Genomic DNA, 16,895 nt, shown 5'->3' with positions numbered 1-16,895 from the left:
GCCGTGTAACGGAAGAACCCTAAAACATTATGAACACAGCCAACCTAAAAGCCTACGCCCCCAAAGCCCGCCGCGATTTTATTGCCGCGGTGTCTAAGCAAGCGCAACAGTTCGGTGTGAGCGCGCAAACGATTCACCCGGTGGTGGTCACCGGGGACATCTGTGTGGTCAATGGCACACCCTTCCCGGTGAGCTTCGCAGCCAGAATCACTCGGCTGGGTGAGCGGGTAGAGCGGGTAGGCTTTGCCCACACCATGGAGCAGGTGGCCTATTCCTGGTTTAACCGCATTATCGCCATCCGTTATATGGAATTACACGACTACCTCGGCCATGGCCGCCGGGTGTTATCGCACCCAGACCACCCCACCGGGTATCAAATACTCGATGAATGTACCGATATCAGCTATGGCAACAGCGGAGAAACCGGGCAGCTGCCCAACCTAAGCCACGCTCAGGTGGTGGCCCTCAAACTCGATGGCACCAAAGACGAAGAACTGTACCGCGCGCTGTTACTGGCCCAATGCCATGCCCTGAACACCGCCATGCCGTTTCTATTTGAAAGCGTCGACGATGAGACCGAGTTACTGCTACCGGAAAACCTTACCAAAACCGATTCCCTGATTGGCGATCTGATTACCGACATCCCCGAGTCCGATTGGCAAAACGTCGAGATCATCGGCTGGCTGTACCAGTTTTATATCTCCGAGAAAAAAGACCAGGTGATCGGCAAGGTGGTAAAAAGTGAAGACATCCCCGCGGCCACCCAACTGTTTACGCCCAACTGGATCGTCAAGTACATGGTGCAAAACTCGCTCGGTGCCCAGTGGCTGGCGACCTATCCGCACTCGCCATTAAAAGCGCAGATGGCATACTACATTGAACCGGCAGAACAAACCGACGAAGTGAATGCCCAGCTAAAAGCCATCACCCCAACCAGCCTAAACCCAGAAGAGCTGACCTTGATCGACCCAGCCAGTGGCTCTGGCCACATCCTGGTAGAAGCCTATGAACTGTTCAAAGCCATCTATCTGGAACGTGGCTACCGGCAAAGGGACGTCCCGCAACTGATCCTGGAGAAAAACCTATTCGGCCTCGACATCGACGAGCGTGCGGCGCAGCTGACGGGCTTTGCGCTGATGATGAAGGGCCGGGCAGATGACCGGCGGTTGTTTGAGCGGGGGGTGAAGCTGAATGTGATGGCATTGGTGGACAGTGCCGGGTTTGATGCCGAGGTTGTCAGTCAGGGCCTAAACCTAGAGCCATTTGGCTTAACAGAAACAGACCTGAACGAACTGAAGGACTTATTCGAGCATGCGACGACCTTTGGGTCCTTGATTCAGGTGCCGGAGGGTTTGGCGGGTAAGTTGCCGGCGTTGAAGCAACTGAGTGAGGCCCGCAGCCAGGATCTGTTTGTGGCGGAGGCGCTTAGGGGGTTAGGGCCCTTGGTGCAACAGGCTCAGGTGTTGGCGGCGCAGTATGATGCGGTGGTGGCGAATCCGCCGTATATGGGCGGCAAGTATCTACCATTGATCCTGAGGACCTACTTGAAGGACTGCTACCCGGGGTATGAGAAGGATTTCTTCTCTGCCTTCATCGACCGCGATCTCGCGTTCAGCAAACCACATGGCCGACTCGGTTTCATGTCGCCCTTTGTCTGGATGTTTATTTCCAGTCACGAATACCTGCGTACGAGACTTATCAATGAAGAAAACATCACATCTCTGGTGCAACTTGAGTATTCAGGCTTCGAGGGTGCCACTGTTCCCATCTGTACCTTTACATTACAAAAGGGCCATCTAAGCGGACTAAAGGGGTGTTACATCCGTTTGTCTGACTTTCGTGGTTCGCAAAATCAGGGGCCAAAAACGCTCGAGGCCGTTCAAAATCGCGCTTGCAGTTGGTTCTTCGAAGCTGCCCAAGACGAGTTCAAGAAGATTCCTGGCAGCCCGGTGGCTTATTGGATGAGCGAGGCGATTCGTAACATATTCACCGGGACAAAAATGGGTGAGTTTTTCAATACGGAAGGTCAGAATAAGACAACCAATAACGAACGCTACCTCAGATACGTTTGGGAAGTGAAAAAGGAGTCTATCGGGCCTAACAAGAAGTGGGTCATTTGCGCAAAAGGCGGCTCGTTTCGAAAATGGGCCGGGAACCTTGAGAATTTGATTGATTGGTCACTGACGACACGAACGTTTTATTCTAAAGACCATAGCGCTCGAATCATTGATTCTAAATTCTGGTACTTGGAAGGCATCACGTGGACTGATATAACTTCTGCATCTACAGCATTTAGGTATCTTCCGTCAGGATGTACATATGAGACGGCTGGACCGACACTCTTTGTGAGGCATGTGAAAATCTTCGCGGTGCTTGCGTACTTAAACTCCCCATTTGCTGCGTATGCCATCGACGTACTCAATCCGACGATGCACGTGAAGGTCCGAGATATCAGAGCACTGCCGTTTGACGTCAGTGATGAACCCTTACTGGACCGGGTAAGCCGAAGCGCTGTAGGCTTGGTCGATTCGGCAATGGCCGACTGGGACGCCTACGAACGCTCCTGGGACTTCCAATTCTTGCCCCTCCTGACCATATCCTCCGAACCAGTCCAAAGCCTCGAATCCAGATACACCTCTTGGATTAAATCGAACCGCGCCACCATCGCCGAGATGCAACGCCTAGAAGAAGAAAACAACCGCCTCTTCATCGACGCCTACGGCCTGGCGGACGAGCTCACGCCCGACGTTCCCATCGAGCAGATCACCCTCACGGTGAACCCGGCCTACCGCTACGGTATTAAAAAATCCGCAGAGGAACGCGACATCCGCTTCCGCGAAGACACCCTGCAAGAACTGATCTCCTACGCCATCGGTTGCATGATGGGCCGCTATAGCCTGGACGCGCCGGGCCTCATCTACGCCCACAGCGGCAACGAAGGCTTCGACCCAACTAGTTATATCAAATTCCCAGCCGACGACGACGGCATCATCCCACTCACCGACACCGAATGGTATGCCGATGACGCCGCGAACCGCCTAGTGGAATTCATCTCAGTCGCCTGGGAGGCCGCCCACCTGGAAGCCAACCTCGATTTCTTGGCGGCCAACCTTTCACCCAAAAAAGGCGAAGGCAGCCGCGATACTCTGCGCCGTTACCTGTGTGACAGCTTTTACAAAGACCACATGCAAACCTACAAAAAACGCCCCATCTACTGGCTGTTTAGCAGCGGCAAACAAAAGGCCTTCCAGTGCTTGGTGTATTTACACCGCTATAACGCAGGCACCTTAGCGCGTATGCGGACCGAATACGTCATCCCGCTCACCGCCAAACTCAGCTCGCATATCGACAAACTCGATAACGACAAACTGGCCAGTAGCTCTGCCGCGGAAATCAAAAAGCTCGAAAAAGAAATCCAGCGCCTGCAAAAACAACAGACCGAACTGACCGAGTTTGATGAAAAACTCAAGCACCTGGCCGATCAGCGCATCACGCTGGATTTGGATGACGGCGTGAAGGTGAACTACGGTAAGTTTGGTGATTTGTTGGTGGATGTTAAGGCGATACATGGGGAGAAGGCTAAATGAACACAGCCAACCTAAAAGCCTACGCCCCCAAAGCCCGCCGCGATTTTATTGCCGCGGTGTCTAAGCAAGCGCAACAGTACGGAGTGAGCGCGCAAACGATTCACCCGGTGGTGGTCACCGGGGATATCTGTGTGGTCAATGGCACACCCTTCCCGGTGAGCTTCGCAGCCAGAATCACCCGGCTGGGTGAGCGGGTAGAGCGGGTAGGCTTTGCCCACACCATGGAGCAGGTGGCCTATTCCTGGTTTAACCGCATTATCGCCATCCGGTATATGGAATTACACGACTACCTCGGCCATGGCCGTCGGGTGTTATCGCACCCAGACCACCCCACCGGGTATCAGATACTCGATGAATGTACCGACATCACCTATGGCAACACAGGTGAAACCGGGCAGCTGCCCAACCTAAGCCACGCCCAGGTGGTGGCCCTCAAACTCGATGGCACCAAAGACGAAGAACTGTACCGCGCGCTGTTACTGGCCCAATGCCATGCCCTGAACACCGCCATGCCGTTTCTATTCGAAAGCGTCGACGATGAGACTGAATTATTGTTACCGGCAAACCTTACCAAAACCGATTCCCTGATTGGCGATCTGATTACCGACATCCCCGAGTCCGATTGGCAAAACGTCGAGATCATCGGCTGGCTGTACCAGTTTTATATCTCCGAGAAAAAAGACCAGGTGATCGGCAAGGTGGTAAAAAGCGAAGACATCCCCGCGGCTACCCAACTGTTTACGCCCAACTGGATCGTCAAGTACATGGTGCAAAACTCGCTCGGTGCCCAGTGGCTGGCGACCTATCCGCACTCGCCATTAAAAGCGCAGATGGCATACTACATTGAACCGGCAGAACAAGCCGATGATGTAAATGCCCAGCTTAAAGCCATCACCCCAACCAGCCTAAACCCCGAAGAGCTGACCTTGATCGACCCAGCCAGTGGCTCTGGCCACATCCTGGTAGAGGCCTATGAACTGTTCAAGGCCATCTACCTGGAGCGTGGCTACCGGCAAAGGGACGTCCCGCAATTAATCCTGGAGAAGAACCTGTTCGGCCTCGATATCGATGAGCGCGCCGCACAGCTCAGTGGCTTTGCGCTGATGATGAAGGGCCGGGCGGATGACCGGCGGTTGTTTGAACGGGGGGTGAAGCTGAATGTGATGGCACTGGAGGACAGTTCCGGGTTTGATGCCGAGGTTGTGAGCCAGGGCTTTAACCTAGAGCCATTTGGCTTAACAGAAGTGGATCTGAACGAGCTGAAGGACTTATTCGAGCATGCGACAACCTTTGGGTCGTTGATTCAGGTGCCGGAGGGGTTGGCGGTTAAGTTGCCGGCGTTGAAGCAGTTGAGTGAAGTTAGCAGCCAGGATCTGTTTGTGGCGGAGGCGCTTAGGGGGTTGGGGCCGTTGGTGCAACAGGCTGAGGTATTGGCGGCGCAGTACGACGCGGTGGTGGCGAATCCGCCGTATATGGGCAACAAGGGCATGAACACCGATGTGGCGGCATTCGTAAAGGGTGCGTTCCCTGACGCCAAGAGTGACCTGTTCGCTTGTTTTATAGAGCGCAGTTACACGTTTGCGAAAGATGATGGTACTTACGCGATGGTAACAATACAAAACTGGATGTTCCTCTCTTCGTTTGAAAAGTTGCGAGAGAGGATGCTTGTAAATAAAACCATTCGTGCAATGGCTCAGATTGGATATAACAGCTTTCCCTCCATGAACTCCAAAGTGGCGCAGGCGACGGTGTTTGCGGTCACAAACTGTCGAGTCTCGGGGTATCTGGCGACGTTTATCGATCTCAACAATGCACCTCAGTCGGCCGATAAAAGGGATGTCTTCTTAGGAAGGGGTTCTGCCAATGAGTTCATTATTTCCCAAGATGAGTTCAAGAAAATACCTGGTAGCCCGGTGGCTTATTGGGTGAGTGACCGAGTTCAAAAAGTATTTGAAGACCTCCCTCCAATGAAGACTGTAGCCCCAACAAGACAAGGGCTAGCAACTGGGGACAACTCCCGATTCCTCCGATATTGGCAAGAGGTGTCAAGCGAAAATGCTTATCTCAATGGTTTCGCGAACAGCTTAGGCCGCCGCCGAGCACGCTGGTTCCCCTGCAACAAAGGGGGAGCGTTCCGCAGATGGTATGGGAACAACGATTTCGTAGTGAACTGGGAGAACGGTGGCGATGAGATAAAGGCGTTCGTAGACGAGAACGGAAGGCAACGGTCTCGACCGCAAAACGAATCCTACTATTTCCGCGAAGGCCTGACTTGGAGCGCAATCACGAGTTCCAGCCTATCAATGAGGTACTCGCCCAAGATACACATGTTCGAGACAAAAGGTGCAATGTGCTTCCCAAGTTCGCGCGAAGTATTGTGGGCGGCCCTTGGGTTCACGAATTCAAAGCTCGTGAATGTCTTCCTCGCGGCAACATCACCCACTCTGGACTTTCACGAGGGGCCAGTTGGAAATCTGCCGTATCAAAACGTAGTTGTGGCTATGGATGGAGTTGAGCGTTGTGTTTTGGCAGGTCGGAATGACTGGGACTCCTACGAACGCTCGTGGGACTTCCAATCCCTACCCCTTCTGACAGCCTCCTCTGGCACCACGTTCACCATCGAATCCAGCTACACCACCTGGATCACCCAAAACCGCGCCACCATCGCCGAGATGCAGCGCCTCGAAGAAGAAAACAACCGCCTCTTCATCGACGCCTACGGCCTAGCGGACGAGCTCACGCCCGAGGTCCCCATCGAGCAGATCACCCTCACGGTGAACCCGGCCTACCGCTACGGTATAAAAAAATCCGCAGAGGAACGCGACATCCGCTTCCGCGAAGACACCCTGCAAGAACTAATCTCCTACGCCATCGGCTGCATGATGGGCCGCTACAGCCTGGACGCGCCGGGCCTCATCTATGCTAACAGCGGCAACGAAGGCTTTGACCCAACTAGTTATATCAAATTCCCAGCCGACGACGACGGCATCATCCCACTCACCGATACCGAATGGTATGCCGATGACGCCGCGAACCGCCTAGTCGAATTTATCTCAGTCGCCTGGGATGCCGCCCACTTGGAAGCCAATCTCGATTTCTTGGCCGCCAACCTCTCACCCAAAAAAGGCGAAGGCAGCCGCGATACCATTCGCCGTTACCTGTGTGACAGCTTTTACAAAGACCACATGCAAACCTACAAAAAACGGCCGATCTACTGGCTGTTTAGCAGCGGCAAACAAAAGGCCTTCCAGTGCTTGGTGTACTTACACCGCTATAACGAAGGCACCCTGGCGCGGATGCGGACCGAATACGTCATCCCGCTCACCGCCAAACTCAGCTCGCATATCGACAAACTCGATAACGACAAACTGGCCAGCAGCTCCGCCGCGGAAATCAAAAAGCTCGAAAAAGAAATCAAGCGCCTGCAAAAACAACAGACCGAACTGACCGAGTTTGATGAAAAACTGAAACACCTGGCCGATCATCGCATCAGGCTGGATTTGGATGATGGTGTGAAGGTGAACTACGGTAAGTTTGGCGATTTGTTGGTGGATGTTAAGGCAATACATGGGGAAATACCAAAAAAATAATATAACGTTAATATCGAAAAATATTACGGTTAGTTGAACCACAAACTTACAATATAGACAGCTTAATTTGAGGGCCTGAAATGTATCAAGCTGGCGGTACCATTAAATCGTTAATCGACAAGGTTGCCTCTAAGGAGTACATACTTCCGGCAATTCAGCGTGAGTTTGTATGGAAGCCGGACCAGATATGCCAGCTATTTGACAGTTTGCTCCAGGGCTATCCATTTGGAACATTCCTTTTTTGGAAGATAAAACCGGAGAATAGGAATATTTATCAGTTTTATGATTTTGTCAAAGACTACCATCAACGTGATAACCCTCACTGTGAACGGTTGTCAGAACTTCCCGAACAAGAGTTCGTTGCCGTTCTCGACGGGCAGCAAAGGATGACCGCACTGAATATCGGGTTAAGGGGATCATATAGCTGGAAAATGGCCGGAAAATGGTGGAGCAGTGACGATGCATTTCCTTATCGGAGGTTGTATCTGAATCTCCTTGGTGCTCCCGACGATGATTCCGGTTCGGTTTATCAATTTGAATTCTTAACTAAAGAATTAGCCGAGCAGGTAACTGCCAGTCATATCTGGCTTAGAGTTGGAAGGATCCTGGAAGATGATATCGACGACCTAACTGATGAACTTGATGAGCGAGAGCTAAGCAAAGATGATCGAAAACGGGCTCGGGTTGTTTTAAGGTTGCTCCGTAGAACTATTTACGATCAAGATAAAATATCGTTTTACGAAGAACAAAACCAGGATCTTGAGCGAGTTCTTAATATTTTCATTCGAATGAATAGTGGTGGAACACCGCTTTCCTATTCCGATCTTCTGCTCTCAATAGCTGTAGCACAATGGGATAAGCTTGATGCCAGAGAAGAAATTCATACGCTCGTAGACGAGATGAACCGGGAGGGAGATGGTTTTTCATATAGTAAGGATCTGGTGTTAAAAGCAGGGTTGATGCTTTCAGATATTGGTAGCGTTGGTTTTAAGGTTGAAAATTTCAATAAAACCAATATGGCAGTGTTAGAAGACACATGGGGGCGCGTCCGTCAATCACTTCTATTAGCTGTACGGCTACTGTCAGCATTTGGGTTTAATGGCCAAAATTTGCGAGCCGATAGTGCATTGCTCCCAATTGCTTATTACCTTCATTTCAGAGGCCTTGATGATAGTTATCTTTCTCGAAGTGAATTCGCAAAGGATCGGGCGTTATTACGGCATTGGTTGGTGAAGTCCTTATTGAAGTCGTCTGGGATATGGGGGAGCGGTTTAGACACACTACTCACAGCAATTAGAAGAGTGATCGTTGATAGAGGTCGCGCAGGATTCCCTGAGCAGGAAGTTGAAGCGATTATGGCCGGTCGTGGTAAGTCGTTGGTCTTTACCGAAGAAGAGCTCGATGAACTATCCTCTATTGATTACGGCAATAAACGTACGTTTGCATTGTTGTCTATTATTTTTCCAGGTTTCGATTTTTCCCATCACTTCCATGTTGACCATATTTACCCTCAAGGTCTGTTTAATAAATCAGCCTTGAGAAAAAGTGATCTGCACGACGAACAAATTGAGTTGCTCATTAAACAGTCCAATCAGCTTCCTAACCTCCAATTGTTAGAGGGTTCAATTAATAATGAAAAGCGGCAAAAAATGCCTGATTTGTGGTATGAACAGCAATGGCCTGACCCAATTGCGAGGGGAAACCATCTTCAGTCACAAGCGATTGATTTTTTGGTTGATGATTTGAATCTATTTGTTGATTTCTATGAAGCAAGGAAAAAAACATTAAGATCGAGAATTGGGCATCTATTAAATGGATAAAAAATGAATCTAACGCAATTGAACGACGGCCTAAACCAAGCCTTTACAGCAGAAGGCCACCGCCTGGTGTTTTGGTACGACCCCACGCAAGATTTCACCGCGGAGCTGGCCAATTTAGACCTGCCCAATATCACGGTGTTGAATATGGCCACCGAGTCGCAATTGGGCACCAAGCTTAAGCTAGAACTGAGCGATACCCAGGGCAAGTATCTGCTCTATTTCCCGTTCGACGAGCCAGAGGTACAAAAAGACTGGCTCTTGGATATGAAACTCTATTCGCGCAGCTTCTATGCCGACCGCGTCTCGATTATCTTTAACGACCTCGGCTTGCACCAACACAGCCTGCGCGAGCACTTGGCTCAGCGAGATAAGTTTTTGGCCAGCAAAGGCCGCTTAACGGCCCTAAAGAAATGGCTGCAACCCGATGCCGATGCATTGGCCATTGATATCGCCATGATGGCGGTTTTGGCCAAGGCGGATGAAGCCGATCTAAACCATATTCTGTTCGCCATTGCCCGGCAAACGACCGATGAAGACCTGGGCCTGGAACAGACCCCCGGCATTATTGAGGAGTTCCTCAAGTTTGGCCTGCAACCAACCTTTTTAGCCCAGTTGCAGGCCAGCTTTGGCTATCAAGCCAGTGCGGAGGAGTTCAATGCCGAGGTGCCTGTTAACTTCGGCCGGTTCTTGATTCGGCTGTTGGTGACCGGTTTTTGTGAAAACCTGGGCGACATTCCCGACTGGGCCACTCACCAGATGTTGCCCTCGATCAGTGCCCAGGCCTCGGTGCGGGCACTCAATTCCCGCTGGCGGGACAGTTCCCGTTACTATACCTCGTTCGATTGCATCTCTGCCTGGGTGGCCAATGCCCTGGGCATTAGCGACAAGATTAGCAACCTGAGCCTGGAAGCCCTGGCGCCGGTGGCCACCTTTGAGGCGGTTGAACGGCAAATTATCGTGGCCATGGCCGATGTGATACCGCAAGCGGACCTAAAGGACCTCGGGCGCTTTCAAGATGTGGTGAGCGTGCGCCGCGACAGCTATTGGGCCTCGCGCCATAAGGATGACGACACCCGGCGCAAATACCGGGTGATTTACGATGCACTCGATGCCGCCATCAGCCTGTTTAGCCTGCGCAGACAACACGACGACGGCTTCCATTACCCCAGTTGCGATGCTCTTTACCGCGCCTACCAAGGCGAGTTGTATCAGTTTGATATGGCCTATCGCCACTATCATACCGCGGCTCTGGTGGCGCAGGTGGACCTGCTCAAGAAGCTCGATAACGAGGTCGAAAACTGTTACAGCTACTGGTTTATGGACAATTTGGCCAAAAACTGGGGTGAGCGCCTGGACAATGAAAATCGCCTAAGCGATTGGCGCATTACCGATGTGCCAGTGCAACATCAGTTTTACCAGCATACCGTGGCGCGCGCGCTCGGCCGGGATAAAAACAAACGCGTGATGGTGATTATTTCCGATGCCTTCCGCTACGAAGCGGCGGTTGAGCTGGAACAAAGAGTGAATGAGAAACGCAACAGCAAGGCGACACTCACCAGCCAACTGGGTGTGGTGCCCAGCTACACCACCCTGGGTATGGCCGCATTGCTGCCCCATACAACATTGGACTATAAGGCCGACAGCGACGACGTGCTGGTGGATGGGCTGTCGAGCCAGGGCACGCAGCAACGCAACAAGATATTGGCCCAGTACGATGGCATGGCCATTACCGCCGAGACATTGCGCTCTTGGTCGCGTGACGAGGGCCGCCAGGCGCTGAAGGACCAGTACCTGATTTATGTCTATCACAATGTTGTTGATGCCATAGGCGACGATGGCGCCACCGAAAGCCGGACCTTTCAGGCCGTGAGCGATGCCATAACGGAACTGGCCGAGTTGGTGCGTAAAGCCCAAATGCACTTTAATACCTCAACGGTCATCGTGACGGCCGATCATGGCTTCCTGTTCCAGCAAAGCAAATTGGCCGATGCCGATAGAACCAGCCTGGCCGATAAGCCGGCGGACGTGATTAAGAGCAAAAAACGCTACGTCGTCGGGCAGAACCTGCCCGAACCGCAAGATGCCCTGTACGGCTCCACCCGGGCAACGGCCGGAACCGAAGCAGACACCAAATTCTGGGTGCCCAAGGGCACTAACCGTTTTCACTTTGTCGGCGGAGCACGCTTTGTTCACGGTGGGGTAATGCCCCAGGAGATTGTTGTGCCCATCCTAATTGCCAAGGCGCTGCGTGGTGAGCCCACCAAAACCAAGGTTGGTGTGATCTCCGCCAAGGCAGGCTTGAAGATGGTCAACAACATCCAAAACTTTGATCTGCTGCAAACCGAAGCGGTCGGAGAACAAGCGCTGCCGATGACCGCCTCTATTGCTATTTATGAGGGCCATAAGCTGGTGTCGAGTGAAGAGGTGATCACCTTTGACAGCACCTCTGACCTGATGACCGACCGGGTCAAGAAGGCACGGCTGTCGTTACAAGGCAGTGCCTTTAATCGCAGCACCGATTACTTCCTAATCATTAAAGATAAAGACCTCGAGACAGAACTGGAGCGCTACAAAGTCACCATCGACTTGGCGTTTACCGACGACTTCTTTTAGGCCCAGATAAGACCAAAACTATGAACGAATTAGATAACACGCACGACACGGCAGACCTCGATAAGCTACTGAATGAGCATTTTGGCGGCCGAGTGGTTCGTAAAGACCTAACCAAGCTGATTAAAGAAGGCGCGAATGTCCCGGTATACGTGCTGGAATACCTGTTGGGCATGTATTGCGCGACCGACGATCCGGAGGTTATTGAACAGGGTTTAGCGAACGTTAAAAGCATTCTCACCGAGAACTACGTGCGGCCCGATGAATCTGAGAAGGTTAAGTCACTGGTGCGCGAACGCGGTACCTACAAGGTGATTGACCGGGTTACGGTGCGGCTCAACGAGCGCAAAGACAAGTACGAGGCGTCGTTCAGTAATTTGGGCATTAAGGATGCCGAGATCTCGGCCGGCATTGTGAAGGCAAATGAAAAGCTGTTGGTGGGCGGTATTTGGGTTATTGCGACCCTGAGTTACTACTTTGAAGAGGGGCAGACCACCTCGCCCTTTGGTGTCACCGTGCTCAAACCGATCCAAATGGCCAATATGGATATGGACGAACTGTTCGCCGGCCGTGCGGCCCTAAGCACCGATCAGTGGCGCGAAACTCTGGTGCGCTCGATCGGTATGGAGCCGTCAACGCTTGATGTCGATGTGCAGTGGCATTTACTGGCGCGTATGGTGCCCTTTGTGGAAAACAACTATAACGTCTGTGAGCTAGGCCCGCGCGGCACCGGTAAGAGCCACATCTATAAAGAGTGCTCGCCGAACAGTATCTTGGTCTCCGGTGGCCAAACCACCGTTGCCAACCTGTTTTACAATATGAGCAGTCGGCGTATTGGTTTGGTGGGCCTGTGGGATTTGGTCGCCTTCGATGAGGTGGCGGGCATTTCTTTTAAAGATAAAGACGGCGTGCAGATCATGAAGGATTACATGGCCTCAGGCTCGTTCGCACGTGGCCGTGAACAGATGGAAGCGTCGGCCGGCATGGTCTTTATTGGCAATATTAACCAGAGTGTGGAATCGCTGGTGAAAACCAGCCACTTGCTGGCGCCATTCCCCGAGGCGATGATCGACGCGGCTTTTTTCGATCGCTTCCACTCTTATATCCCAGGATGGGAAATACCGAAGATGCGGCCGGAGTTTTTCACCGACCGATATGGCCTGATTGTCGACTACCTGGCCGAGTTCTATCGCGAGATGCGCAAGCGCAGCTTTGCCGATAGCATCGATAAATATTTCAAGCTGGGCAACAACCTAAATCAGCGAGATGTGATTGCCGTGCGTAAAACAACCTCGGGTCTGATGAAACTACTCTATCCCCATGGCCAGTTTGGTAAGGAAGATGTGCGCGAGTGTTTGGCATACGCCTTACAGGTGCGCCGACGCGTCAAAGAACAGCTGAAAAAAATCGGCGGCATGGAGTTTTACGATGTGCATTTTAGCTATATCGATAACGACAGCCTGGAAGAACATTTTGTCTCGGTGAAAGAGCAGGGCGGCGGCGGACTCATTCCCGATGGCCCGGCCAAACCGGGCGTGCTACACACCATTGGCTTGAGCAGTAAAGGCATGCCCGGTTTGTATCGTTTGGAGCTGCAAGTGACCAAGGGTAGCGGCAAGCTGGCGACCTCGGGCCTGTGGAACTCCAGTGCCGCCAAGGAGCAGGTGAAGATTGCTTTCGATTATTTTAAAGCCAATGCCACCCGCATCAGCGCTGGCACCAAGGTCAGTGAACACGATTTTCACATCCATGCCATTGAACTGCAAAACACCGGCCCCTTTACCCACCTAGCGTTAGCCAGCCTGGTCGCCTTTTCGTCTGGCCTATTAGGCCGGCCGGTGCAGAACCAAATGGTGGTGATGGGCGATATGAGTTTGGGTGGCAGTGTCACCCCGGTAGCCAGCATAGCCGAGTGTTTGCAAGTTGCTTTCGACGCCGGCGCCAAAAAGGTCGCCTTACCGATGAGCAGTGCGGTGGATATCCCGACCATTCCGCCGGAGTTGTTCACCAAGTTCCAAACCAGCTTCTATGCGGATCCGGTGGAAGCGGTGTTTAAGGCGTTGGGGGTGGATTGAGGGTCGGGGTCATAGCGGGGCTATACATAAAATGGCGCTTCGTTTTGGCACTCAACGGCGTTTGGAATTATGTGGTAACGCATGTGCCAAACCAATAATGGGTTTCCAGTTATAAATATATTGGACATGGACGGGTAGAGCTAATGGCGAAATTATTTCCTTCTTTGGAGAATATTAACCGGTTGACAGTAAAGCCCGAACCAGGGGAGCTATACCTGCTCGAGCAGCTGTCATTGAAGTTATCTGACGATTTTGAGATTTATTTTAACCCCTATCTAGACGCTGATCGTCCCGACATTCTTATATTAATAGAAAAAGTGGGCGTCGTTGTTATAGAGGTGAAGGATTGGAACTTTGCTCATTATGAAGTCGATAGTAGTAATGCCTGGTATGTTCTAAAAGATGGAAAAAAGCATAATAAGAAATCGCCACATCAGCAGGCCCTTAAATATAAAAAGAATCTTTTTGACTTGCATATTCAGTCATTAGGGTTGAGAGCTCCTCTCAATAAGAACTTTTACAATCTTGTATCTGCATTTGTTTATTTCCACAATACTACCCATGAATCACTTTGTATGTTATATGAGCATAGTCAGTCAGACCTGGACAACGAAGTTAAGGGCACGAACGAACAATTCAATCTCCTTTCAAGTGAGCAAAAGCCGTCTCATTTTTCTGTTTACAAGAATAAAATGGATTATCTAGATCGTAAAATAAGGCAAATAAAGCGAGATATCTCAGCTTCTGGTTCAAGAGATAGTCTAGATAAGTTAATTGGAAAAATAATTAAAATGAAGTCTCACATCCTCTTTACTGATGAGATATATCAAGATTTTAAGCGAAGGTTAGATCCTCCAGATTTTGTAAAATCCCAGGGAGTTGATATAGTCTTGGATCGCCAACAAAAGCTATTTTCGATTAGCACTCAGGAACACGCTAAGATTAAGGGTGTTGCTGGTTGTGGTAAATCTACTATTATAGCGGCACGCGCCGTCGATGCATTATTTAGGCATGGCGGGTCAGTATTGATATTAACCTTCAATCTGTCTCTCAGGCCGTATCTTCGGGACAAGGTAGCCATGATGTTCCAGCAACGAAAGCAAGATATAAGCCCAGATGATATCGATCGAATTGAATTTAATAAAATAGAAATAACTAATTACCATCAGTTTTTTTACTCACAACTCAATAATATTGAAAAACCACTTGAAGGGCTGGATGGGGGCGTATCTTCATACTCCCAAAAAGAAAGGTTGGATAAGGAATACAAAAATAGGGCGTACTTTGAAAATGAAGTCGATTTATTTAAATATGATACGATTTTGATTGACGAAATACAGGATTTTGAATCCGAATGGGTAAAAATCGTAAGAGACTTTTTCCTTCGGGATGAAGGGGAGATTGTTTTATTTGGTGATCAATCTCAAAATATATATAAACGAAACCAAAAAGAAAGAGAGGCTGTAATTGCACAAGGATTTGGCCGATGGAAGTCACTCAAGAAGTCGTATCGTCACGACGCCAGCTCACCACTGTTATCTTTATACGAGGAGTTTCAGTCTACTTACTTGCTCGATAAATATGATGATGTAGACAAGTATGAAATTTCACCTACTCAGATGAAAATGAACTTCGACCTAATCAGGCTAAAGCCTTATTTGGATGGCGAGTGCGCCTATGCTATTGGCCAATTTGTCGCAACTGAAATTAAAAAATCTATTAAAGACCATGATCTAGTACCGAATGATATTGCTGTGCTTTGCTCAGACATTAGGGTGCTTAGAGTGATTGAACAGTTTATTGGTGCATTTGAGCATACCAAGGTCACTTTTACAGATAAGAAAGAATTATTGGCGGCCTTGTTAGCTTTTAAAATAACCGAACAAGAATATGACGGTTTTCATTCTTCAAGATCTTTAATGCGATTAAGTAAGGACGTGGTGGCCCGATGTAGTCGTGTGGATGACGCACTTGAAAAATTAAGTAGGGCTAAGAAAATTCATTTTTACCAGAATAGTGGTAACTTAAAAATGTCGACCATTCATAGCTTTAAAGGTTTGGAATGCAAAACTGTATTTTGTGTGCTGCTTAAAAATGATGATGATGAAATTGTTTACACATCGATAACTCGATCGAAGAGCAACTTGTTTCTGTTTTTATCTGATAAGTCTCAGTATGGAGGGCTATTTAGTCGTTTCTCAAATTAGCTCAGATGAGGATTCTTATTAGATTTTAGGATATGAAGTTTTATGTTTGGTGAAATAATTAAATTAATATTAGGGATACTTACGTTAGGCGAGTATTTTGAACTTGCTGAATTGAATAAGAAAATGTCGATTAAAAAGTCTGCCTATGAGGAGGATAAGCATAGTCTAAATGTTGTTATTGATAGGTTGAAAACCAGCGCGAAGTATATAGTAAAGTTAGAGACCAAATTTAAAAAAAATGTCTCGAAGTTACTTAAAAGTAGACATGGACGTTTTTTGTCAAAATCGCTTGTAGTGTATAATCTTCAAAACTCTAGGCCCCCTTCAGGGAGCGTGATGGGTGAGAATATCCAGGCGGGAGTGTCATTGTTTGGCGGTGCAGCAGGTGGATTAACATTGACCGTTGGCTCGATCGGGCTGGTGACAATGTTTGGTGCTGCCTCTACCGGCACAGCGATCAGCGCTTTGTCCGGAGCGGCAGCAACAAATGCATTGCTGGCATGGTTTGGAGGTGGTGCCCTCGTTATGGGCGGTGCCGGAATGGCAGGCGGTGCAGCGATTCTTGTCGGAATAGCCGTTGTTCCGGGGGTTGCAATTGCGACCTATTTAACGTATCGGCAATCAAAAAAAGTGGAGCAAAGAATTGAGCTTTACGAGGCGGCAACCATTGAAGTTCATGCCAACTATAATCGAGCCATATCTTTGTTTGAGTTGGTGCAGTCGGTGATTGTTAAGCTCGAGGATATGTCAAGTAATTTTGATGAGCTATGTTTTCTAGAAAAAAACTGGATGAACAGTGATATTAAATTTTTTAGCTTTAAGTTTACCTTCCAGCTTAGGAAAAAGGTTCGAATTGAAACCATCGAAAAAGCGGGTATATTCTTAACGAAATTCAATAAGGAGATCTCACAACTATGTTTATCTAGTTAGGAAATTAAAAGTTTTTAATTTATTAAGATTTTCAACATGTATAGCGGATGCATTATATAGACCAAAGTAAGTGAAC

At 49.6% G+C, this 16,895-nt stretch carries 7 protein-coding genes; all 7 read left to right on the top strand.

Translation table 11 applies throughout. From position 1 onward, the window contains the following. Positions 1-29: 29 nt before the first annotated feature. The 7 genes from pglX (REIFOR_RS09820) to REIFOR_RS09790 all read left to right on the top strand — a co-directional run bounded on the left by pglX (REIFOR_RS09820) (position 30) and on the right by REIFOR_RS09790 (position 16,819). Complete coding sequence (gene pglX, locus REIFOR_RS09820; protein WP_100257385.1) at positions 30-3,587, top strand: BREX-1 system adenine-specific DNA-methyltransferase PglX; 3,558 nt, start codon at positions 30-32, stop codon at positions 3,585-3,587. After that, entirely contained in the window at positions 3,584-7,177 is a 3,594-nt protein-coding gene (gene pglX, locus REIFOR_RS09815) for a BREX-1 system adenine-specific DNA-methyltransferase PglX (protein WP_100257384.1), read from the top strand. Before pglX (REIFOR_RS09820) ends, pglX (REIFOR_RS09815) begins: the two co-directional genes overlap by 4 nt. Positions 7,178-7,257: 80 nt before the next feature. Next, entirely contained in the window at positions 7,258-8,997 is a 1,740-nt protein-coding gene (locus REIFOR_RS09810) for a DUF262 domain-containing protein (protein WP_100257383.1), read from the top strand. A 3-nt stretch (positions 8,998-9,000) separates the two neighbouring features. Further along, complete coding sequence (gene pglZ, locus REIFOR_RS09805) at positions 9,001-11,610, top strand: BREX-1 system phosphatase PglZ type A (RefSeq protein WP_100257382.1); 2,610 nt, start codon at positions 9,001-9,003, stop codon at positions 11,608-11,610. A 20-nt stretch (positions 11,611-11,630) separates the two neighbouring features. Further along, positions 11,631-13,682 carry a protease Lon-related BREX system protein BrxL gene (gene brxL, locus REIFOR_RS09800; RefSeq protein WP_100257381.1) on the top strand — a complete coding sequence of 684 codons (2,052 nt, stop codon included), beginning with the start codon at positions 11,631-11,633 and terminating at the stop codon, positions 13,680-13,682. A 143-nt stretch (positions 13,683-13,825) separates the two neighbouring features. After that, positions 13,826-15,889: a DEAD/DEAH box helicase gene (locus REIFOR_RS09795; protein WP_100257380.1), complete on the top strand. Its 2,064-nt coding sequence runs from the start codon at positions 13,826-13,828 to the stop codon at positions 15,887-15,889. A gap of 42 nt (positions 15,890-15,931) precedes the next feature. Further along, positions 15,932-16,819: a hypothetical protein gene (locus tag REIFOR_RS09790; protein ID WP_100257379.1), complete on the top strand. Its 888-nt coding sequence runs from the start codon at positions 15,932-15,934 to the stop codon at positions 16,817-16,819. Positions 16,820-16,895 lie beyond the last annotated feature (76 nt).

It is taken from the genome of Reinekea forsetii (assembly GCF_002795845.1).
Taxonomy (GTDB): domain Bacteria; phylum Pseudomonadota; class Gammaproteobacteria; order Pseudomonadales; family Natronospirillaceae; genus Reinekea; species Reinekea forsetii.
Note: the sequence above shows the minus strand (reverse complement) of the source record. Positions and strands in the feature narration are given on the sequence as shown.

What these genes read in the sequence shown, in the direction of transcription:
- pglX (WP_100257385.1), top strand. Translation starts at nt 30, where the DNA reads ATGAACACAGCCAACCTAAAAGCCTACGCCCCCAAAGCCCGCCGCGAT.
- pglX (WP_100257384.1), top strand. Translation starts at nt 3,584, where the DNA reads ATGAACACAGCCAACCTAAAAGCCTACGCCCCCAAAGCCCGCCGCGAT.
- REIFOR_RS09810 (WP_100257383.1), top strand. Translation starts at nt 7,258, where the DNA reads ATGTATCAAGCTGGCGGTACCATTAAATCGTTAATCGACAAGGTTGCC.
- pglZ (WP_100257382.1), top strand. Translation starts at nt 9,001, where the DNA reads ATGAATCTAACGCAATTGAACGACGGCCTAAACCAAGCCTTTACAGCA.
- brxL (WP_100257381.1), top strand. Translation starts at nt 11,631, where the DNA reads ATGAACGAATTAGATAACACGCACGACACGGCAGACCTCGATAAGCTA.
- REIFOR_RS09795 (WP_100257380.1), top strand. Translation starts at nt 13,826, where the DNA reads ATGGCGAAATTATTTCCTTCTTTGGAGAATATTAACCGGTTGACAGTA.
- REIFOR_RS09790 (WP_100257379.1), top strand. Translation starts at nt 15,932, where the DNA reads ATGTTTGGTGAAATAATTAAATTAATATTAGGGATACTTACGTTAGGC.